Annotated in this window: 18 protein-coding genes; 7 read left to right on the plus strand and 11 right to left on the minus strand. The window is 70.8% G+C overall.

Going from position 1 to position 20,638, the window contains the following annotated elements; genetic code table 11:
- The first annotated feature begins 46 nt into the window (after window positions 1-46).
- Window positions 47-2,572, plus strand: a complete 2,526-nt coding sequence (locus tag HII36_RS15775; RefSeq protein ID WP_173523928.1) for a hypothetical protein — start codon at window positions 47-49, stop codon at window positions 2,570-2,572.
- Between the two features lies 1 nt (window position 2,573).
- Here the strand turns inward: HII36_RS15775 and HII36_RS15780 are convergent, their stop codons facing one another.
- The 4 genes from HII36_RS15780 to HII36_RS15795 form a co-directional block, all read right to left on the minus strand.
- Window positions 2,574-3,251, minus strand: coding sequence for a DUF2461 domain-containing protein (locus tag HII36_RS15780; RefSeq protein WP_328807727.1), 678 nt, complete (start codon window positions 3,249-3,251; stop codon window positions 2,574-2,576).
- 8 nt (window positions 3,252-3,259) lie between these two features.
- Entirely contained in the window at window positions 3,260-3,964 is a 705-nt protein-coding gene (locus HII36_RS15785; protein WP_328807728.1) for a polysaccharide deacetylase family protein, read from the minus strand.
- A gap of 102 nt (window positions 3,965-4,066) precedes the next feature.
- Complete coding sequence (locus HII36_RS15790; protein ID WP_173523930.1) at window positions 4,067-4,372, minus strand: hypothetical protein; 306 nt, start codon at window positions 4,370-4,372, stop codon at window positions 4,067-4,069.
- Window positions 4,373-4,492: 120 nt separating this feature from the next.
- Window positions 4,493-5,068, minus strand: coding sequence for a helix-turn-helix domain-containing protein (locus HII36_RS15795; protein ID WP_173523931.1), 576 nt, complete (start codon window positions 5,066-5,068; stop codon window positions 4,493-4,495).
- A gap of 90 nt (window positions 5,069-5,158) precedes the next feature.
- On the opposite strand from HII36_RS15795, the gene HII36_RS15800 reads away from it, so the two are divergent.
- Window positions 5,159-5,992 carry an EamA family transporter gene (locus tag HII36_RS15800; RefSeq protein ID WP_173523932.1) on the plus strand — a complete coding sequence of 278 codons (834 nt, stop codon included), beginning with the start codon at window positions 5,159-5,161 and terminating at the stop codon, window positions 5,990-5,992.
- A gap of 27 nt (window positions 5,993-6,019) precedes the next feature.
- A complete protein-coding gene (locus tag HII36_RS15805) occupies window positions 6,020-6,964 on the plus strand; it encodes a sensor histidine kinase (protein WP_328807729.1) in 945 nt (314 codons plus the stop codon).
- A gap of 58 nt (window positions 6,965-7,022) precedes the next feature.
- Here HII36_RS15805 and HII36_RS15810 read toward each other — a convergent pair whose 3' ends face one another.
- Window positions 7,023-7,607 (minus strand): sigma-70 family RNA polymerase sigma factor, encoded by a 585-nt coding sequence (locus HII36_RS15810; RefSeq protein WP_173523934.1) that lies wholly within the window; start codon window positions 7,605-7,607, stop codon window positions 7,023-7,025.
- A gap of 249 nt (window positions 7,608-7,856) precedes the next feature.
- Between HII36_RS15810 and HII36_RS15815 the strand changes: the two genes are divergently transcribed.
- Window positions 7,857-8,930 carry a PLP-dependent cysteine synthase family protein gene (locus HII36_RS15815; RefSeq protein WP_173523935.1) on the plus strand — a complete coding sequence of 358 codons (1,074 nt, stop codon included), beginning with the start codon at window positions 7,857-7,859 and terminating at the stop codon, window positions 8,928-8,930.
- Window positions 8,931-8,977: 47 nt separating this feature from the next.
- Here HII36_RS15815 and HII36_RS15820 read toward each other — a convergent pair whose 3' ends face one another.
- On the minus strand, window positions 8,978-9,940 hold the full coding sequence (locus HII36_RS15820; protein WP_173523936.1) for an ABC transporter substrate-binding protein: 963 nt from the start codon (window positions 9,938-9,940) through the stop codon (window positions 8,978-8,980).
- A gap of 101 nt (window positions 9,941-10,041) precedes the next feature.
- Here HII36_RS15820 and HII36_RS15825 point away from each other — a divergent pair, with 101 nt between their 5' ends.
- Genes HII36_RS15825 through HII36_RS15835 form a run of 3 tightly spaced genes read left to right on the plus strand, consistent with a single transcriptional unit; the run spans window position 10,042 to window position 12,910 of the window.
- Window positions 10,042-11,076, plus strand: coding sequence for a FecCD family ABC transporter permease (locus tag HII36_RS15825; RefSeq protein WP_328807730.1), 1,035 nt, complete (start codon window positions 10,042-10,044; stop codon window positions 11,074-11,076).
- A complete protein-coding gene (locus tag HII36_RS15830; RefSeq protein WP_236003538.1) occupies window positions 11,073-12,116 on the plus strand; it encodes a FecCD family ABC transporter permease in 1,044 nt (347 codons plus the stop codon). The genes HII36_RS15825 and HII36_RS15830 overlap by 4 nt, the downstream gene beginning before the upstream one ends.
- Entirely contained in the window at window positions 12,113-12,910 is a 798-nt protein-coding gene (locus tag HII36_RS15835; RefSeq protein WP_173523937.1) for an ABC transporter ATP-binding protein, read from the plus strand. The genes HII36_RS15830 and HII36_RS15835 overlap by 4 nt, the downstream gene beginning before the upstream one ends.
- Window positions 12,911-12,939: 29 nt before the next feature.
- On the opposite strand, the gene HII36_RS15840 is transcribed toward HII36_RS15835, so the two are convergent.
- The 5 genes from HII36_RS15840 to HII36_RS15860 all read right to left on the minus strand — a co-directional run bounded on the left by HII36_RS15840 (window position 12,940) and on the right by HII36_RS15860 (window position 20,631).
- Window positions 12,940-14,610 (minus strand): tetratricopeptide repeat protein, encoded by a 1,671-nt coding sequence (locus HII36_RS15840; protein WP_173523938.1) that lies wholly within the window; start codon window positions 14,608-14,610, stop codon window positions 12,940-12,942.
- A 255-nt stretch (window positions 14,611-14,865) separates the two neighbouring features.
- On the minus strand, window positions 14,866-16,047 hold the full coding sequence (gene ftsY / locus HII36_RS15845; protein ID WP_173523939.1) for a signal recognition particle-docking protein FtsY: 1,182 nt from the start codon (window positions 16,045-16,047) through the stop codon (window positions 14,866-14,868).
- Between the two features lie 68 nt (window positions 16,048-16,115).
- The gene (gene smc, locus HII36_RS15850) at window positions 16,116-19,790 is read right to left on the minus strand and encodes a chromosome segregation protein SMC (RefSeq protein ID WP_173523940.1); all 3,675 of its coding nucleotides are present in this window, start codon (window positions 19,788-19,790) and stop codon (window positions 16,116-16,118) included.
- Window positions 19,791-19,967: 177 nt separating this feature from the next.
- Window positions 19,968-20,162: a hypothetical protein gene (locus HII36_RS15855; RefSeq protein WP_055505123.1), complete on the minus strand. Its 195-nt coding sequence runs from the start codon at window positions 20,160-20,162 to the stop codon at window positions 19,968-19,970.
- A gap of 190 nt (window positions 20,163-20,352) precedes the next feature.
- Window positions 20,353-20,631: an acylphosphatase gene (locus HII36_RS15860; protein WP_173523941.1), complete on the minus strand. Its 279-nt coding sequence runs from the start codon at window positions 20,629-20,631 to the stop codon at window positions 20,353-20,355.
- Window positions 20,632-20,638 lie beyond the last annotated feature (7 nt).

The following is a 20,638-nucleotide window of genomic DNA, read 5'->3' on the forward strand; positions in this document are numbered from 1 at the left end:
CATTTGGGCCTTCACGTGAATCATCCACATTGTGGGAAAGCTCCGGATGATTATCGCGTTCGGGCTGGCTCTGGTGTCGTTCGGGGCGATTGTTTGGTGCACCGTGCTGGCCGCACCCGTTGCTGGGCCTGAACCGCCCACGAACAACACGGTGCAGGACCCGTGGACCACGGCCGCCGCCCGCGTCTCGCCGCAGACCGGAGTCCAGCGCCGGGCCACCACCGAGGTGCTGGTCACCACGGCCCGCGACGCGGACCTGGAGGCCGTCCCTGAAGGGCGGGTCGATCCCCGTCAGCGTCCGGTCAAGGTGACCGTCGTGCACCGGCTGCGGATGAGCCGCGACGACCCCCTGGTCGAGGTGCTGCGCCAGGGCGGTGGCTACCCCGCCTCGATCCAGCAGCTCACCGACGGCGTGTTCGGCGCGATCAAGGTGGACGGCCCGCCGCTGGCCACCACCACCCGGCTGGCCCCGCTGCTCACCACCGCGGGCGAGCACACCACCGTCCAGTTCACCGTGACGCTGCTGCGCCAGGTGAAGGTGGGCAACCTGCTGCGGTTCGACTTCCACGGGCCCAACGCCGTTCCGCTGATCGTGGTGCGCCGCACGGTCACCGTCGTGCCCGGCGAGTGGACCGTGCTGGGCAGCGAGGGGATCAAGCCGAGCAGGGAGGAGGCGGAGCTGCTGGAGTTCGGGATCGGGCCCTACCCGGTGACGATGACGCTGGCGCTCGACTCCTACGGCTTCCCCGACCACGAGGCCGAGGACGACTTCTCCTGGGCCACCGCGCTGGGCATCATCACCGCGATCGCGCTGATCGTGTTCGTGCTGCGCTCGCTGGGCATCCGCTGGTGGCAGCGCGAGGCCAACAGGGAGCTCGCGGTCGGGCTCGGGCTGGCCCTGCCCACGCTGCTGATCCCGCTGGCCGCCGAGGAGTGGACGCCCGTCGCGTACGTGGTGCTGTTCATGGCCGTGCCCGCCCTGGTGGTGCGGCACGCGGGCCGGGTCCTGCCGACCAGCCCGCCGTGGACCACCCACGACCTGCTCATCGTCACCGGGCTCGGCGTGGTGCTCGGGATCTGCATGCTGACCTGGTCGTCGCTGCACGGCCAGCTGCCCGGGCACACACTGATCGCCGGCGCGGCCGTCGCGTCGGTGGCCGCGGCCGGGTCCGCGGTGGCCTTCACCTCCGACCTCGGCGTGCGGCCGGTGATCGTCCGGGTGGCGGTGTTGTCGGCCGAGGCCGCGATCGGGCTGCTCGCGCTGGCCCTGTGGTCGCGGGCGCTGCTGTACGGGATCTACCCGCCCGACAGCATCAGGCTGGTGCTCGCGCTGGCCTGGTCGGCCATCCCGATCGCGGCGGTGGCCGTGGCCACCAAGCGCTGGACGCGCGGCGCGATGCTGGCCGCCGTCATCGTGGCGCTGCTGGTGCAGGGCTGGCCCACCGAGTGGCTGGACGCCGGCTCCTGGAGCCTGGACGTGCCCGAGCCGGAACCGCCGAAGATCGGCGACCTGGTGCTCGATCCGCTGGTGCGCGGGGTGCTCGGGCTGATGCTGCTCGGGTTCGTGCTGCTGGTGCTGCGGCTCAGGCGGCTCGGCGGGCGGCTGGCGTCCATCGAAAGGCCCGCGGTCGTCTCCACCGCGATCACCTGCCTGATGGTGCTCTACATCACGCCCGGCGGCAGCCTGACGCTGCCCGAGATCGACGTGCCGCTGCCGCTGCTCGCGATCACCTCGATCATGGCCTGGCTGACGTCGGCCTGGCTGCTCACCGGGCCGCACGCGTACGTGCCCGAACCGCTCGACCTGGAACAACACCGCGAGCTGATCAGGGCGGCGCTGCACAAGCGGCTGCTGCTCGTCTCGGAACAGGAGCTCTACCGCATCGGCCGCGGCAAGATCGGCGCGGGCGAGCTGGAGATGGGCGAATTCGACCGGTACCGGATGGAACTGGAAGGCGCCCTGCGCCAGCACGGCCGGCACCCGGAGACCGCGTTCGCCACCGCCGCCGGCTGCACGCCCTGGCACAACGGGGTGCACGCGTTCGTGGTCAGCCTGCTGCTCAGCCTGCCGTTCGCCATCGTGTACGGCTGGCCGTCCGGCGTGGACGTCACCAGCTTCATCTTCGACGCCCGCTACCTGCTGACGCTGCCGGCCTTCGGGTTCCTGTTCGGCTACTTCTACCCCCGCGTACGCGGCACCCAGCCCATGACCAAGGCCCTGCACCTGCTGGCGGCGGCCCTGATCACGGAGTTGTCCGGGTATCTGTCGACGCTCGCCGAGCCGGACATCGGCAGCCTGGACAAGGCGCAGGTGATCGGCATCGTGGTGGGCCAGGTGGCGCTGGTGTGCATCGGGCTCGGGCTGTTCTGGGAGTGGCGGATCATGTACCTGGCGGGCGAGCCGTGGGCGCGGGTACGCAACCTGCGCAGCATCCGCAGCCTGGCGGCGCCGACGCTGGCGGTGGTGATCGCGGTGGGCACGACGGCGGCCACGTCGGCGGCGGGGCAGACGGTGGACCGGATCCTCCAGGGTGACCGGGTGACGACCAGCATCACCGGCCCGCCCCGCTGAGTCAGCGGCGGGGCGGCAGCTCGCTGGCGCGGACGTGGGCGGACACCCAGTCGATCAGCGGGCGGAACGCGCGCCAATCCGCCCGCACCCGGTCGAGCACCTCCGGCGTGTGCACCCACGGCTCGGGCTCGTAGCGGCGACCGGCGTAGAGATGGCGGTGGCGCAGGAGCTCGATGCGCGGGTGGTCGGCGTCGAAGCCGCGCGGCCGGGTCTTGAGCCGCTCCCCGCCGATCGTGTAGCCGGCCGCTTCGAGCCCGGCCACGACGGCGGCCAGCGGCTTGCCGGTGAGGTCTTCGTCGACCGCCTCCCGGTAGCGGGCCAGCTGGTCACTGGCCTGGCTGTAGAAGCCGCCGGCCACGAACAGCCCGGACGCGCTGACCTCGACGTAGCAGCCGATGGCCGGCTGCACGTCGGCGAAGGCCCCCTGATGGGTCTTGTACGGCGACTTGTCCTTGGAGAAGCGCACGTCGCGATACGGCCGGAACAACTGGGCCGGCCCGAACTCACCGGCCAGTTCGTCGGTGAGCGCGAGCATGGGCGCGCGCACGGCCTCCTCGTAGAGGTGCTTGTGCCGGGTGAAGTAGGTCTTGGAGTTGTCCGCCTCGAGGCCCTCGTAGAACACGAAGGCCTCGTCGGGAAAGCCGGTGAAACCCATGACGTTCAGAGTGCCACGGGTCACCGACAGACTCACCTCTCGATGTAGGTCAACCCCGGTGTCGGCGGCTGACCGTACAGCTCGGAGACGGTGACGAACGTGTACCCCTTCCTGGCCAGGGTGTCGAGCATGGCGGGCACGGCGTCCACGCTGCTGGCGTGGATGTCGTGCAGCAGGACGATCGAGCCCGGCTTGGCCTCGCCGCCGCGCTGGGCCACCACGCCGGCCGACCGGTTGAGCCAGTCGAGGGTGTCGACGGTCCAGAGGATCTGGGCCATGCCCTGCTGTCGCGAGGCCTCGGCGACGGCGTCGTTCGTCGCGCCGTACGGCGGCCGCATCAGCCGCATCCGCACCCCGGTGATCTTCTCCACCAGGTCGCCGGTGCCTTTGAGCTCGCGGTGCAGCGCCTCCTGGGACAGCCCGGTGAGCGTGGGATGGCTCCAGGAGTGGTTGCCGAGCTCGTGGCCGTCCTCGACGATGCGCCGGGTCAGGCGGCCGCCGGGATCGGCGGCCACCATCTGCCCGAGCACGAAGAACGTGGCCTTGACGTCACGCCGGCTCAGGATGTCCAGGAGCCTGGCGGTCTGCTCGTTGGGTCCGTCGTCGAAGGTCAGCGCCACGCATTTGAGGCGCTTGCAGTCGAACTTCCGACTTCGCGGCCAGTCGGCCTGCTGCGAGATCAGGCGTTTGGCCAATATCTTCGGGTCCACCGCGGCCGGTGGCGGGGCCACGACCACGGAATCGTGCGATACCGGTTGAGTTCCACAGCCCGCCAGCGTCAGGAACGCCAGCGGCAAAGCCCATGCGCGCATGCTTCCCCCCGAGAAGCCGCACGCGGTCTATGGATAATCTTGGGCCGGATCCCCTCGTAGCTCCTTGGTCAGGTCGTCCCACCAAGGTGGGATGTCCGCCTGCAGCTCCGTGTAGCGTCGCGCCACTCGAATGGCACATCCACCCGGATCTGTACCCAAATGTCGGCGTTTCACCGCTCCTTCCTGCCAGCGATAGAAGCCGTCCCGGTAACGCACGACCAGGCCTATCCACACCGAGAGAGTCGCATCGTCGCCTACTTCATACGCGCTGGTGACGCCCAGACCGTGAAGCTCCGCCTGGAGCTTCTCCGTCGCCGCACGCGCTTCGCTCACACGTCACCCCCTGCCGACGTTTCGCCGTACACCCAGGGATGTACCCAACAACGGGCATCAGCCGTCCAAGACATGGAGTAATCATGAAACTCCACATGGTGATCCGGAGGGAGTTCTGTGTTATTGGTCGGGCGCCTCTCGCGGCTCGGCCACCATCATGATGAACCGCAGCTCCTGTTCCCCCTGGTTGGCGTAGCGATGCGCCCGGTCGGCGGTGAAGAGCACGGCGTCGTCCTGCCGGATCGTGTGGCTCTTGCCGTACACGGTGAGCGTCAGCTCGCCCGACAGGACGGTCAGCATCTCGCGCGTGCCCGGCGGGTGCGCGTCGCCGTCGTGGTGCTCGCCGGGGGCCAGCCGCCAGTCCCACAGCTCCAGGATCATCGGCGCGTCCGCGCCGACCAGCAGCCGCGCCTCGACCTCGCCCTGGCGGAACGTGACGACGTCCGACTTGTCGACGACGCGCACCATCGGCACGTCGGAGACCTCGACCAGCCTGGCCACGGTGACGCCCAGCGCGGAGGCGATCCTGGTCAGCGTGGAGACGCTGGGGTTCGTCCGGCCCTGCTCCACCTGGACGAGCATGCCCCTGCTCACCCCCGACCTGGCGGCCAGCGCGTCGAGCGTGAGCCCGCGATGCGAGCGCTGCGCCCTGACGTTGTTCGCGATGGCCTGCGTGATCGTCTCCGGATCCTCCATGCGGTTCATTGTAGTGATACTGATTTGCACTCTGTTGCACCCTGCGTGTTGTACTAGTAGTGCAACCTGTTGAACTTCAGAGGGGGACGCGTGACTGCGGTGATACTCGCCACCGCCTGTGCCGTCGTGTACGGCACGGCGGACTTCTTCGGCGGACTTGGTGCGAAACGGTCACCGGTTCTGGCCGTCGTCGCGCTGTCGCAACTGGCCGGGCTGGCGCTGATCGTCGCGCTGCTGCCGGTCCTGCCCGGCGATCTCAGCGCGCCGGCGCTGCTGTGGGGGCTGGCCGCAGGGATCTCGGGCGCGCTCGGGCTGGTCATGTTCTACCGGGCGCTGGCCGTCGGCGTGATGTCGGTGGTCGCCCCGGCCACCGCGGTGACCTCGGCGGCGCTGCCGGTGTTGTGGGGGCTGGCCAGCGGCGAACGCCCGCAGTTCTGGGCGCTGGTCGGCGTGGCGCTGGCGCTCGGCGCCGTGCTCCTGGTCAGCCAAGACAGGTCGTCGTCGGGCGGCGGCTCGGCGGGCTCGGTGATCGTCGCGCTGGTGGCCGGGGTCGGGTTCGGCGGGTTCTTCGTCCTGCTGGCCCAGGCGCCGCACGAGGCCGGGCTGTGGCCGCTGGCCGGCGCGAGACTGTCCTCGATCACCCTGGTGGTGACGATCGCGCTGGCGACGCGGCGCGCGCTCAGGCCGGGTCCCGGCTCGATCCGTCTCATCCTGGCCGCGGGACTGCTCGACATGACGGCCAACGTGCTGTACCTGCTGGCCCAGCGCGAAGGGCTGTTGAGCCTGGTCGCGGTGCTGGTCTCGCTCTATCCGGCGAGCACGCTGCTGCTGGCCAGGCAGGTGCTCGGCGAGCGGCTGCGGCCCGTCCAGGTGGCCGGCGTCGCATGCGCGCTCGTCGCGGTGGGGCTGATAGCCGTTGCATAGCCCGACCGTGCTTGTTACGTTTCGCCCGTGCGCCCTGACCGGGCACGTTCCGTTGGTGAGTCGTTCAAGCACGTCGCGGTGCCATACGACTCTGATGAGGCCTTTCTGGGATTCGTCGCGCCCCGCGTCCGCGCCGCGCTGAACGAGGGCAGGCGCGTGCTGGTGGTGACCTGCGCGCGCAAGCTGACACTGCTGGCCGACGAGCTGGGCCGCGACGCCGGACGCGTCGACAGCCGGGTCTCCAGCACCTGGTACGGCCACCCGCACCGGACCCTGGCCGCCTATCACGAGTACACCCGGGGACGCCGGACCCTGGTGGTCGGCGAGCCGGTCTGGAACGGCAGGAGTGAGCGGGAGATCAGGCAGCTGATCCGCTACGAATCGGTGCTCAACACCGCGCTCGAACCGGCCGCCGCGACCATGTTGTGCCTGTACGACCTGCGCCAGGTGCCGGAGACCGTCCTGGACCTGGAGCCGGTGATCCACCCGCTGCGGCTGGGCGCCGACGGCGAGGCGACGAGCCTGCGCTTCGTGCAGCCGCACGAACTGGTGCTGAACGGCGACCGCGCCCCGCTGCCCGCCCCCGGCGACGACGCCGAGACCGTGCGCTTCACCGCCCGCGAGCTCAAGCGGCTGCGCCAGACGGTGGGCGACTTCGCCAGGTCGGCCGGGATGGACCGCAATCTGATCACCTCGCTGGTGCTGAGCGTGTCGGAGATCGCCGCCAACAGCGTCGAGCACGGCGCCGGCTACGGCACGATCGCGATGTGGGTGCAGGGCAGGGAGCTGATCTGCGAGATCGCCGACCCGGGAGGTGCGCTGGACGACCCGCTGCCCGGCTACATACCGCCGGAGCCCGAATCCCCCAGGGGATACGGGCTCTGGATCAGCCGCCAGCTCTGCGACCACGTCGAGCTGCGGGCCGAGAACGGGATGTTACGCGTACGGCTGCACATGAGCCTCGACGCGTAGCCCCGGACACCAAGAAGTCCTGGACGCGAGAAACGTCCAGGACCTTCAGCTCTCCCCGTCAGGCCGCGCGCTGCGCGGGCAGGCGCACGGCGCCCTCCTCGCGGGCGTACTCCTCCAGCATGCCGCGCAGCTGGCGGCGACCCCGGTGCAGCCGCGACATGACCGTCCCGATGGGCGTGCCCATGCGCTCGGCGATCTCCTTGTACGGGAATCCCTCCACGTCGGCCAGGTAGACGGCCACGCGGAAGTCCTCCGGCAGCGAGCGCAGCGCGTTCATCACGACGCTGTCGGGAAGCCGGTCGAGCGCCTCGGTCTCGGCCGACTTCAGCCCGGTCGAGGTGTGGGACTCGGCCGCGTGCAGCTGCCAGTCCTCGATGTCCTCGGCCGCCGACAGCTTCGGCGAACGCTGCTTCTTGCGGTAATCGTTGATGAAGTTGTTGGTGAGGATCCGGTGCAGCCACGCCTTGAGGTTGGTGCCCTCACGGAACTGGTGGTAGGACGTGTAGGCCTTGGCCACCGTCTCCTGCACGAGGTCCTCGGCGTCGGCGGTGTTACGGGTCAGGCGCATGGCGGAGGCGAACAGCTGCGACGTCACGGGCACGACATCGCGCTCGAACCAGTCCTGACGCTGCTCTTCGGTCATGGTGATCAATTCAATTCCCCCTTGCGCTATCCCCCGACTCGGCACAAGCCGCCTGACAGCATCCCCAGCATCGCAAGTCCCGCATAAGGGACGCGTTAGTAGGATTTCGCCTGGTCAGAAGGGGTGTACAGTCCATCTGCTCGCGGCGTGCGTGGTCACGTCCACGGCCGGACAAGTCTCATTATCATAACACTAACTACCCAATTGCGCACTTATAGTGGCCAGAATCACAGGGGATAGCGTATGAGCATGGATTTCGTGGACCGTCACGACACGGGAACGCGCCGTTGGGTGGCGGAGGCCATTCGCAAGGTCGAGGCCGACGCCAATCGTAGTTGTGACACACACCTGCACGTCTTTCCGCTGCCCCAGCACTGGGGCGTAAACCTCTACCTGAAAGACGAGTCGGTGCACCCGACCGGTTCACTGAAGCACCGGCTCGCGCGGTCCTTGTTCCTGTACGGCCTGGCCAACGGCTGGATCGGCCCGACGACCACGATCGTCGAGGCGTCGAGCGGATCGACGGCGGTCAGCGAGGCGTACTTCGCCCGGCTGCTCGGGCTGCCGTTCATCGCGGTGATGCCGGCGTCCACATCGCCGGAGAAATGTCACCTGATCGAGTTTTACGGCGGCAAATGTCATCTCGTCGATGATCCGGGGGCGATCTACGACGAGTCACACCGGCTGGCGGCCGAGACCGGCGGTCACTTCATGGACCAGTTCACCTACGCGGAGCGAGCGACCGACTGGCGTGGGAACAACAACATCGCCGAGTCCATTTATTCCCAGATGGCCATGGAGCCCCATCCCGAGCCGGCCTGGATCGTGGTGGGCGCGGGAACCGGCGGCACCTCGTCCACGATCGGGCGTTACATCCGCTACCGCCGCCACCAGACGCGGCTCGCGGTGGTCGACCCCGAGGGGTCGGCGTTCTACCCGGGCTGGGTCTCCGGCGACACGTCCGTGACCGCGCCGGGCTCGCGCATCGAGGGCATCGGCCGGCCGCGCGTGGAGCCGTCGTTCCTGCCCGCGGTCATCGACCGGATGATCACCGTGCCCGACGCCCGCTCGATCGCCGCCATGCACTGGACGCGCGAGGTGACGGGCCTGGAGGTGGGCGGCTCGACCGGAACGAACCTCGCCGCCTGTGTGGAGCTGATCCGCGAGATGCGCGAGTCCGGCGACCAGGGCAGCATCGTGACGCTGATCTGCGACAGCGCGATCAGGTACCGGGGCACCTACGACAACCCGGAGTGGCTGGCCGCCCAGCGGCTCGACCTCGAACCGCACCTGGCCGACCTGCGCGCCTTCCTGCCGCGCTGATCCGGGCGGTGACGCCCGCCCCTGCTACGGGCGGGCGTCACCCCTGGTCAGGCGGCCTTGGCCGGGTCGACCTCGAAGAGCTTCGCGACGTCGTCCAGCATGGAGTGCGCGCCCTGGATGCCCACCGCGCTCATCCAGGTCAGGTCGCTGACCTCGTGCTTGACGCCCTTGAGCTTGCCCCACAGCGGGTTGCCGACGAACTTCTCCTTCGGGCCGTCCGACGACGGGTCCGGGTAGGTGGCCACGAAGATGTGGTCGGCGTCCAGTTCGGAGATGCGTTCCTGGCTCACGTCCACCGCGATCGCGCCCTCCTTGGTCGGCTGGCCCGCCGGACGCGGGAAGCCGACGTCCTTCAGCACCACGCCCGAGTAGGAGTTCTCCACGTACAGGCGGGTGGTGGGCTCGCCGGCGAAGCGCACCACGGAGATCGTCGGCAGCTCGCCGTCCTTGGCCTTGATGGATGCGCCGATCTTGCCGGCCCGCTCCTCGAACGCCTTGATCTTGGTGTCGGCCAGCTGCTCCTTGCCCAGGGCCTGGCCCATGAGCCGCAGGTTGTCCTTCCAGATGGCCCCGGTGGTCTCGCTGAACACGGTCGGGGCGATCTTGGAGAGCTTCTCGTACAGGGCCTCGTGCCTGACCTTGGCCGAGACGATCAGGTCGGGCTTGAGGGCCTGCACCTTCTCCAGGCTCGGCGCCTCCAGGGTGCCCACGGCGGTGGCGTTCTTGCCGTACGTGCTCAGCACCGTCCCGAGGTAGTCGGGCAGCTTGTCGTCGATCGCCCGGTACGTCGTGTACCCGACCACCTCGGTCTCCAGCGTGAGCACGGCGTCCACGAAGCTCTGGTCGAGCGCGACGATCCGCTTCGGCTGGGTCGGGATCCTGGTCTCACCCATGGCGTGCTTGATGGTTCGGAACGGCGCCTCGCCTCCGGTGGCCGCCGGCTGCGTGGAACCGCAGGCCGCGACCCCCGCCATGAGGAAAGCGGCGACCAGCACGCGCAACGGTTTCATCAGATTCCCTTCTCGACGAACTTAGGTAAACCTCATTTAGGTTAGGGCTGCCTAACCTGGCATACTTCACCAGGATCGGGCAAACGCTGAGGAGGCAAAACGTGACCGCAACGGCCATCGCGCCGCGCCTGCAGGGCGTCCGGCGGCGACGGCTCGGCGTCCTCCTCGGGCTCCTCGCGGCGGTCCTGGTCGCGGTGGCGCTGAGCATCGCGATCGGCTCCAAGCCCATCCCGCTCGCCGACTCCTGGCACGCGCTCACCGCGCCGACCGGCTCGGTGAACGACGAGGTCATCCGCTCGCTGCGCATCCCGCGCACGATCATCGGCGTGCTGGCCGGCGTCGCGCTCGGCGTGGCGGGCGCGCTCATGCAGGGACACACCAGGAACCCGCTGGCCGACCCCGGGCTGCTCGGCGTCACGCAGGGCGCGGCCTTCGCGATGATCGGCTCGATCATCCTGCTCGGCACCTCCAGCCTGCTCGCCTACATCTGGTTCGGCCTGGCCGGCGCGCTGATCGCGAGCGTCGGCGTGTTCGCGCTCGGCATGGTCGGCGGCCGGGGCGGCCCCACCCCGGTCACGCTCGCGCTGGCCGGCACCGCCGTCAGCGCCCTGCTCCACGCGCTGACCTCCGCGCTCGTCCTGCTCGACGAGCAGGCCATGGACGTCTTCCGCTTCTGGCAGTCCGGCTCCATCGCCGGGCGCGGCGCCGAGGTGATCTGGCAGGTGCTGCCGTTCATCCTGGTCGGGCTGGTGCTGGCGCTGGTCAACGCCCCGGCGCTGAACGCGCTCTCGCTGGGCGAGGACGTGGCCCGCGGCCTCGGCCAGAACATCGCCATGACCAGGGCCGTCGGCGTGGCCGCCGTCACCCTGCTGTCGGGTGCCGCGGTCGCGGTGTGCGGGTCGCTGGCGTTCGTCGGGCTGATCGTGCCGCACCTGGTCCGCCCGCTGTCGGGCACCGACCATCGGTGGCTGCTGCCGTACTCGGGGCTGATCGGCGCGGCGCTGCTGCTGCTCGCCGACGTCATCGGCCGCGTGGTCGCGCCGCCCGGCGAACTCGAGGTGGGCGTGGTGCTCGCGCTGATCGGCGCGCCGTTCTTCATCGCCCTGGTACGCCGAAGGAAGCCGGTGCGACTTTGACCACACTCCCCCTGCGCGTCGCCGGACTCTCCTGGCGGCTGCGGCCCCGTGGCGTCACGCTGGCCGTGACCGGCCTGGCGCTGCTGGTGCTGCTCATGGCGCTGAACATGCGCATCGGCGACATCCCGATGAGCGTGGCCGAGGTGATCGGCGGCGCGATCGACGTCAACAGCCCCAACCACTTCGTCGTCATGGACCTGCGCCTGCCGCGCGCCCTGACCGGCGCCCTGGTCGGCGCGGCGCTCGCGCTGTCCGGCGCGATCATCCAGTCCATCGCGCGCAACCCGCTGGCCAGCCCGGAGATCCTCGGCGTGACCACCGGCGCGTCGGTCACGGTGGTGGCCGGCGTGGTGGCCAGCGGCAGCGCGTACGGCGGCGTCAGCGGCCTGCTGTCCACCCTGGGCATCCCGGCGCTGGCCCTGCTCGGCGGCCTGATCGGCGCGTTCGTCGTGTACGGCCTGGCCTGGCGGCGCGGGCTGGACGGCTACCGCCTGGTCCTGGTCGGCATCGGCGTGGCCGCGGTGTTCACCAACGTCAAGTACTGGCTGCTGACCATCGGCGACGTCAACGACACCAGCAGGGCCATGGTCTGGATCACCGGCTCGCTCAACGCCCGCGGCTGGGAGCACGTCGTGCCGGTGGCGTGCGCGCTGGCCGTGCTGGTGCCGCTGACCCTGCTCGGCACCCGTTCGCTGAACGCGCTGCGCTTCGGCGACGACACGGTCACCGCGCTCGGCGTGCGGATGAACCTGGCGCGCGGCCTGATGATCCTGGCCGCCGTGCTGCTGGCCGCGGTGGCGACCGCGTCGGCCGGGCCGATCGCGTTCGTGGCGCTGGCCTCGCCGCAGATCGCGCTCCGGCTGACCCGCTCCGCCCAGCCGCCGCTGCTGTGCTCGGCGATCGTCGGCGCGGCGCTGACGACCGCATCCGACCTGATCGCGCGGACCCTGTTCGCCCCGATCGAACTGCCCGTCGGCGTCGTCACCGCCGTGCTGGGCGCCCCTTACCTGATCCACCTCATCTGGAGGGCCCGCAAATGAGGCTGCAGGCGGCGTCCGTCAAGCTAGGTTACGGCGAGCGCGTCATCGTCGACGGGCTCGACCTCGGCATCGAGGCGGGCACGGTGACCACCATCATCGGCCCGAACGGCTGCGGCAAGTCCACGCTGCTGCGCGCGCTCGGCCGGCTGCTCAAGCCGCAGGGCGGCGAGGTGCTGCTGGACGGCAAGCGCATCGACAAGATCCCCACCCGCGAGGTGGCCAAGGTGCTCGGCGTGCTGCCCCAGGCGCCGACCGCGCCCGAGGGGCTGACCGTGGCCGACCTGGTGGCCAGGGGCAGGCACCCGCACCAGACCTGGTACCGCCAGTGGTCATCGGACGACGAGGCCGCCGTCGGCGAGGCGCTGGCCATGACCGGGCTGGCCGACCTGGCCGAACGCCCGCTGGACGAGCTGTCGGGCGGCCAGCGGCAGCGCGCCTGGATCTCGATGGCGCTGGCGCAGGGCACCGATCTGCTGCTGCTCGACGAGCCCACCACGTTCCTGGACCTGGCTCACCAGGTGGAGGTGCTGGAGCTGGTACGGCACCTGCACCAGGCGGCCGGCCGCACCATCGTGATGGTGCTGCACGACCTCAACCTGGCGGCCCGCTACGCCGACCGGCTGGTGGCCATGCGCGCGGGCCGGGTGGTCGCCTCGGGCACGCCGCACGAGGTGCTGACCGAGGACCTGCTGCGCGCGGTGTTCGAGCTGGACGCCAAGGTCATCGAGGACCCGGTGGCGGGCACCCCGCTGGTGGTGCCGATCGGCACCCACTCCGCGCGGCTTCCCGAGTAGTCCGGTCCTCCGCGCGGCTCCCGAGCAGCTCAGTCCTCCGCGAGCGCGCGCCTGATGTCGGCGTCGTCGGGGTTCAGCTCGGCGGCCCTGCGCAGGTCCTGCCTGGCCTCGGCGGCGCGCCCGGTCGCCCGGTACACCACCGACCGGTTGAACAGCAGGTCGGCCGTCTCCCCCAGCTTGATCGCGTGGGTCAGGTCGGCCAGCGCCGCCTCGTGCGCGCCGCGCTGGAAGGCCAGCTCGCCCCGGTTCGCCCAGGCGGCCGCCAGGTCGGGCGCCAGCTCCAGCGCCGCGTCGAAGGCGCTCAGCGCCTCCTGGTGCCTGCCCTGCGCGGCCTCCACCTGCCCGAGCACGCACAGCAGGTACGCGTTGCGCGGCTCCAGCTCCAGCCCCCTGCGCACGTCGGCCCTGGCCGCGCCGAAGTCGCCGTAGGCCACCAGCAGCCCGGCGCGGTTGACGTACGCGCCGACGAACGCCGGGTCGAGGTCGAGCGTGTGGTCGAGGTCGGCGCGGGCGCCCGCGTAGTCGCCGGTGGCGTAACGCACCTCGGCCCGGTTGTAGTACGCCTCGGGGAAGGGCGGGCTGAGCCGCATCACCGACTCGTAGTCGGCCACCGCCTCGGCCGTCCGGCCCAGCCGGTGCAGCAGGTTGCCGCGGTCGAGGTAGTGGTCGGGGTATCCGGGATCGGCCGCGATGGCGGCGTCGTAGCAGGTCAGCGCCTCGGCGGTGCGTCCTGCCGCGGCGAGGAGCTGGCCGCGGTTGGCCAGCAGCACCAGCCGGTGCACCGGGTGCTCGCCCGGCAGGTCGCGCTCGGCCAGCGCGATGGCCTCCTCGACCAGGCTCAGCGCCGCGTCGTGACGGCCCCTGCGCAGCTCGACCAGAGCCTTGCCGTTGAGGTCGAAGCCCAGGTGGAAGGCGCGGTCACGGGCGTCGGGCAGCAGCCCGGCGATCGTGACGGCCTCGTTGATCCAGGCCAGGGCCTGCTCGGGGTCTCTGCGCGCGGGGTCGTGGTGGCGTACCAGGATCATCGCGGTGCCGTAGGCCAGCGTGGCGCGGGTGCGCGGCTCGGTGACGTGCCGCCTGGCCGTGTCGTACAGCTCGCGGGCCTCGTCTTCGCGCTCGATGGCCTCCAGGGCCGCGGCCACCCGTTTGGCCAGCAGTTCCCACGCCTCGGGGTCGGCCTGGTGCGCCATGCCGCGCAGCGTCTCCAGCCCGGACTCGGCCATGGCGTGGTGAAAGCCCTCGTCGCGGTAGCGGTCGAAGTCCGTGCGCAGCGGGCCGCCACCGGCCTCGGACGGCCCGCGCACCACCCGCAGCAGCCCGGCGTCGAGCCGCCGGCCCAGCACCTCGACCAGTTCGGTGTCGGTCGGGTCGGCCTCGTCCAGGTTGGCCACCGTCAGCTCGGCCGGGCCGCTCCTGGCCAGATGCTCGCGGACGAACTCGGCGAGCCCGTTGGCGATGCGCAGCGTGCGCCGGGCGCCGGGGATGAGGATGCGCTCGGCCCGAGGCACGGTGTCGGCCAGCGACGTCCTGTGCCGGGGCACGGGCAGGTGCGGGGCGGCCACCCGGAGCTCGATGTCGTGCGCGGCGACCAGTTCCGGCCAGCGGGCCAGCGCGTCGGGGACGATCCGGTCGAGCAGCGCGGACGCCAGCGTGTAGGGGCCGCCCACCCGGCGGTCCGCGTCGAGGACGATCGTGTTCACTTGGCCTTCTTCCCTGTGGTCGGCGTCCCCTCGCGACGCCGACCCGCAGTTGTCAGGGAGTGTGCCTGGGCGCCGCGCCGGCGGCAGGCTTCACTGTTCCCGGCCTGTGAACCACGATCCTCTTCATCGGCATCCCTTCGCGGTTGACGATCTCGGATGACCGGTACATGTCAACACATAGAAAAGACGTCGATCAACCCTTATCCGGGAAGAGATATTTTCGATACAGGCCGTAATAGTGAGATATGTCCGAAATCAGTCGCCGAGGATGGCGTCCACGAACACCTCGGGGTCGAACGGCGCCAGGTCGTCGGGACCCTCGCCGAGCCCCACCAGCTTGACCGGCACGCCCAGCTCCCGCTGCACCGCGATGACGATGCCGCCCTTGGCGGTGCCGTCGAGCTTGGTCAGCGCGATGCCGGTGATGTTCACGACCTCGGCGAACACCTGGGCCTGGCGCATGCCGTTCTGGCCCGTGGTGGCGTCGAGCACCAGCAGCACCTCGTCGACCGTGGCCTTCTTCTCGATGACCCGCTTGACCTTGCCCAGCTCGTCCATGAGACCGGTCTTGGTGTGCAGGCGGCCGGCCGTGTCGACGATGACGACGTCGGCCTTCTCCTCGATGCCCTTGGCCACCGCGTCGAAGGCCACCGAGGCGGGGTCGCCGCCCTCCGGCCCGCGCACCACGTCGGCGCCGACCCGGTCGCCCCAGGTCTGGAGCTGGTCGGCGGCCGCGGCGCGGAAGGTGTCGGCCGCGCCGAGCACGACCTTCTTGCCGTCGCCGACGAGCGAGCGCGCCAGCTTGCCCGTGGTGGTGGTCTTGCCGGTGCCGTTGACGCCCACGACCAGCACCACGGCCGGACGCTCACCGTGCTTCTGGATGTGCAGCGTGCGGTCGAGGTCGGGGTTGACCTGGGTGAGCAGCTGCTCGCGCAGCAACCCGCGAACCTCCTGCGGGGTGCGGCTGCCCAGCACCTTGACCTTGGTGCGCAGCTCCTCGACCATCACCTGCGTCGGCGCCACGCCGACGTCCGCGGTGATCAGGCTCTCCTCGATCTCGTCCCAGACGTCGTCGTCGAGCCTGTCGCGCGACAGCAGCTCCAGCAGGCCGCGGCCGAGCGCGCTCTGCGAGCGGGCCAGCCTGGAGCGCAGCCGCACCATCCGGCCGGCCGACGGCGGCGGCACCTCGACCTCGGGCTCGACCACCATGGGCTCGGCCGGCTTGACCGGCGGCGGCGGGAGCGTGGTGGTCGCCCCTTCGGCCTCCTCGCCCACTCCGGCGGGCCGCTCCTCCTCCTCGGGGAGCGGCGGCGCCTCCGGCGGCTTGACGGGCGGCGGCGCCGCCTTGCCACCCGGCCTGAACAGCAGGAAGAGACCGCCCGCCGCCAGCAGGGCGACGACGGCCACGATCACGATGACGCCGAGATAACCTTCCACAAGATGTCAGTTTTCCAGATCAACCAGCGTGCTCATGCCCAAGGGCGCGCGGACCGGGCCGATTCGCGTCAGGCCGATTCGCGCTCGCGCAGCCGCTGGCTGACCACCTGGGTCACGCCGTCGCCGCGCATCGACACGCCGTAGAGCGCGTCGGCGATCTCCATCGTCCGCTTGTTGTGCGTGATGACGATGAGCTGTGAGCTCTGCCGCAGTTCCTCGAACAGGGTCAGCAGCCGCTGCGTGTTGGTGTCGTCGAGCGCGGCCTCGACCTCGTCCATCACGTAGAACGGCGAAGGCCGCGCCTTGAAGATGGAGATCAGGAACGCCACCGCGGTCAGCGAGCGCTCGCCGCCCGACAGCAGCGACAGCCGCTTGACCTTCTTGCCCGGCGGCCTGGCCTCCACCTCGATGCCGGTGGTCAGCATGTCGTCGGGAACTGTGAGCACCAGCCGGCCGTCGCCGCCGGGGAACACCCTGGTGAAGATCTGCTCGAACTCGCGCGCCACGTCCTCGTACGCCGAGGCGAACATCTGCTCCACCCGGTCGTCGACCTCCTTGACCACGGTCAGCAGGTCGCGCCTGGTCTTCTTGAGGTCTTCGAGCTGCGAGGTGAGGAAGGCGTGGCGCTCCTCCAGCGCGGCGAACTCCTCCAGGGCCAGCGGGTTGACCTTGCCGAGCTGGTTCATCTGCCGCTCGGCGGCCCTGGCCCGCTTCTCCTGCTCCTCGCGCACGTACGGGACGGGCGGGTCGCCGGGGACCTCGGCGTCGGGGCCGTACTCGGAGATCAGCGCCTCGGTCTCGACCCCGAACTCCTCCAGCGCGCGCTGTTCGAGCTGTTCGAGACGCAGCCGCTGCTCGGTGCGCGCGACCTCGCTGCCGTGCACCCGGTTGACCAGCTTGTCGAGCTCCTGGCCCAGCTCACGCACGCGCACGCGGACCTGCTTGAGCTCGGCGTCGATCGCCACCCTGGCCAGGTCGGCCTCGTCGCGCTCCCTGGAGGCGAGCTGCACGGAGGCCGTGAGAGCTCTCAGCACCTGCTTGGCGCCCTCGCTCACCGCTTCGGCCACCCGGGCCTGCCGGCGGCGTCTGGCGCGCTGAGCCGCCGCCTGAGCGCGTTCGGCGCGCTCGCGCTGGGCGGCGCGCAGCAGGCCGTCGGCCCGGCCCTCGATGCTCTTGACGCGTTCTTCCGCGGTGCGGACCTGCAGGCGGGTGTCCATCTCTCGCTGCCTGGCGCTCTCGCAGGCCGCGGCCAGGTCGTCGCGCAGGTCGGCGGTGGGCTCGGACTCCAGCTCCTGGGCGTATTCGGCCTCGGCCAGCCGGATCTCCAGCTCGGTCAGCTCCTCCAGGCTCGCCGCGCGCGACTCCTCGGCCGCGGTGACGCTGCCCGCCAGGCGTTCCGCCTCGGCGTGCGCGGCGGCGGCCGCCGCTTCGAGCTGGGCCAGCCGCTTGGCGGCGGCGGCGTTGCGCTGGTCGGCCTCCCGCTGGCGGCCCCTGACCTGGTCGAGCGTGCCCTGCGCGGCGCTCACCCCGGCCTGCGCGGTGGTGACGGCGGTCTGCGCCTCGTTCACGTGCGCCTGCGCGGACTCCACCGCGGCCTGCGCCTCGTGCTCGCCCGACACGGCCGAGTCGAGCGCGTGCGCCGTCTCCTCGGCGGTGGACCCGGCCGCTTCGAGATCGCGTACGGCCTCGTCGAACGCGGCCCGCACCTGCAGCACGGACGTGCCGCCCTCGGACCCGCCGGTGACCAGGTGCGCGCCCACGACGTCGCCGGTGCTGGTGACGGCGCGCAGGTTGGCGTGCCGTTCGACGACCTGGCGGGCGGCGCCGAGATCGTCGACCACGACCACGTCGGCCAGCACCCGGTCGATCGGCCCGCGCAGGTGATCGGGCACGGTGACCAGCTCGGCGGCCCACCGGCCGCCCACCGGGGCGGGCAGCCGCCGCTCGGCCGCCGCGGGACCGGCCACCAGCAGCGTCGCCCGGCCGTCCGCGCCGGACTTGAGCAGGTCGAGCGCGTCGACGGCGGTGTCGAGCGACTTGACCGCGATGGCCTCGGCGACCGGGCCGAGCACGGCCGCGATCGCCACCTCCGCGCCCGGCGTGACCTGCAGCGAGGCGGCCAGCGGGCCGAGCACGCCGGCCAGGTCGGCGTCGAGCAGCGCGGCGCCGCCGTTGCCCGTGGCCAGGCCGAGCTCCAGCGCGTCGCGGCGGGCCTGCAGCGCGGCGACCGCCCGCTGGGCCTGCTGGTCGGCGGCGCGGGCGCCGCTCACGGCGGACTTGGCGGCCTGCAGCGCGGCGCGTGGCGCGTCGAGCGCGCTCTTGGCGTCGTCGGCGGCGGCGCGCGCCTCGTCGGCGGCGGCCTTCGCCTCCTCCACCAGCTCCTGCGCGGTGGCCAGTTCGGCGGCGAGCGCCGGGTCGGCGGCGGGCTCCTCGCTCCGCTGCGTCTCCAGCTCCTCCAGCGCCTGGCGCTCGCGCTCGGCGGCGTCGGACACGGCCCGCTGGAGCCGGCCGATCTCCTCCTCCGCGGCGCGGGCCCTGCTGCGCACGGAGTCGGCCTGGCCGCGCAGCTTGGCCAGGCCCTCGCGCCGGTCGGCGGCGGCCCTGGCGGCCATCGCCAGCCGCTGCTCCTCGGCGCTCAGCGCGGCCTCGGACTCGGCCCGCCGCTGGACGGCGTCGTCGAGCAGCTCGTGGGCCTGGTCGAGCTCCGCCTGAAGGATTAATTCGCGCTCGCGCACCTCGGCGGCCTCGCGTTCGAGGTCTTCCGGGTCGCGGCCGCGGCGTTCGATGGAGGCGGCGTCGAGCGCGTGGCGGTGCCGTTCGGCGGCGAGCTGCCCGAGCCCGGTGACGCGCTCGCGCAGCGACGACAGCCCGAAGTAGGTCTCCTGCGCGGCCCGCAGTTTGGGCTGGGCCTCGGCCTCGGCGGCCTCCAGCGCGCTCTCGCGCTGCTGGCCCTCGGCCAGCTCGGTCTCGACCTGGTTGCGCCTGGCGGTGATCGCGGCCTCGTCGGCGGCCTCGCGCTCCAGCGTCGTACGCAGGATGCACACGTCGTCGGCGAGCAGCCGGAGCCTGGCGTCGCGCAGGTCGGCCTGGATGACGGCGGCCTTGCGGGCGATCTCGGCCTGCCGGCCCAGCGGCTTGAGCTGCCTGCGCAGCTCGGTGGCCAGGTCTTGCACGCGGGTCAGGTTGGCCTGCATGGCGTCGAGCTTGCGCAGCGCCTTTTCCTTGCGCTTGCGGTGCTTGAGCACGCCGGCGGCCTCTTCGATGAAGGCGCGGCGGTCTTCGGGCCCGGCGTGCAGGACGGCGTCGAGCTGCCCCTGGCCGACGATGACGTGCATCTCGCGGCCGATGCCGGAGTCGGACAGCAGCTCCTGGATGTCGAGCAGGCGGCAGGTGTCGCCGTTGATGGCGTATTCGCTCTGGCCGGACCTGAACATCAGGCGGCTGATCGTGACCTCGGTGTAGTCGATCGGCAGCGCGCCGTCGGAGTTGTCGATGGTCAGCGTGACCTCGGCGCGGCCGAGCGGCGGCCGGGAGGAGGTGCCGGCGAAGATGACGTCCTCCATCTTGCCGCCGCGCAGCGACTTGGCGCTGTGCTCGCCCATGACCCAGGCCAGGGCGTCGACGACGTTGGACTTGCCGGAGCCGTTGGGGCCGACCACGCAGGTGATGCCGGGCTCGAAGCGCAGGGCGGTGGCGGAGGCGAAGGACTTGAATCCGCGCAGGGTGAGGGTCTTCAAGTACAAGCGCGGACCCCCTTCTCCCTGAACGACCTTCGGAAAAGCCTACTGGTCCTTTACTGCCCCCCGCTGGCGACCGCAGTCGGCGCGGGGGTGACCTGGGTAAAGGAAGCTTTTCCCATCAGGGAAAATAACAAGGGACGCCTCTTCGAGACGTCCCTGGGTCTTGCGCTCCGATCACTCTCAGGTGAGTGCCGGCTCGCGCTCCTGCATGCGGCTGAGTGCCTCATCGCGGGTTTGCGCCGCAAGAGCGTCATTCTGGGCCTGGAGTCGGATGAGTTCTGCCTCCAGGTCTCGGATGCGCTGCTGCAAACGACGCATCTCCGAGACCATTCGAGGGTCAGGACCGCCGACGTGGCCGAGTAGAGCCTTCGCCATGGTAAAGGGTCCTCCACGCTGAGTGACCAGACTGGTTCGCGCACTTCTATTCCGCGGGAGGGGTGCGCGTGGTACCTAACAAGAGTCGCACCGGCGGTGTGGGCGGTCAAGTCGAACGCACCGCATAGACCTACCGACAGGCACTCTCGACATACAACTATACCCTATTTGGGCGGTTTAACGGAAGGGGTTACCGCTCCACAAACCCGCTCAAACTACCTCGGGCTTCACTCCAGCGTTCTACTACTCCATCCACTCTTCCCGGCGTGTCGCAACCTCTGAGCAGCTCCAGCAGCTTGACGCACGCCTCGCGAGGTCCCTCGGCGACCACCTCGACCCGGCCGTCGTCGGTGTTCCTGGCCCAGCCGACCAGCCCGAGCTCCAGCGCCCGGGCGCGAGTCCACCAGCGGAACCCCACACCCTGCACCCTCCCCCGCACCCAAGCGGTCATTCTGCTGTTCTCCGACATCTTCCCT

It is taken from the genome of Nonomuraea antri, from assembly GCF_013283785.1.
GTDB lineage: Bacteria > Actinomycetota > Actinomycetes > Streptosporangiales > Streptosporangiaceae > Nonomuraea > Nonomuraea antri.

What these genes read in the sequence shown, in the direction of transcription:
- HII36_RS15775 (WP_173523928.1), top strand. Translation starts at nt 47, where the DNA reads ATGATTATCGCGTTCGGGCTGGCTCTGGTGTCGTTCGGGGCGATTGTT.
- HII36_RS15795 (WP_173523931.1), bottom strand. Translation starts at nt 5,068, where the DNA reads ATGGAGGATCCGGAGACGATCACGCAGGCCATCGCGAACAACGTCAGG.
- HII36_RS15810 (WP_173523934.1), bottom strand. Translation starts at nt 7,607, where the DNA reads ATGACCGAAGAGCAGCGTCAGGACTGGTTCGAGCGCGATGTCGTGCCC.
- HII36_RS15815 (WP_173523935.1), top strand. Translation starts at nt 7,857, where the DNA reads ATGGATTTCGTGGACCGTCACGACACGGGAACGCGCCGTTGGGTGGCG.
- HII36_RS15820 (WP_173523936.1), bottom strand. Translation starts at nt 9,940, where the DNA reads ATGAAACCGTTGCGCGTGCTGGTCGCCGCTTTCCTCATGGCGGGGGTC.
- HII36_RS15835 (WP_173523937.1), top strand. Translation starts at nt 12,113, where the DNA reads ATGAGGCTGCAGGCGGCGTCCGTCAAGCTAGGTTACGGCGAGCGCGTC.
- HII36_RS15855 (WP_055505123.1), bottom strand. Translation starts at nt 20,162, where the DNA reads ATGGCGAAGGCTCTACTCGGCCACGTCGGCGGTCCTGACCCTCGAATG.
- HII36_RS15860 (WP_173523941.1), bottom strand. Translation starts at nt 20,631, where the DNA reads ATGTCGGAGAACAGCAGAATGACCGCTTGGGTGCGGGGGAGGGTGCAG.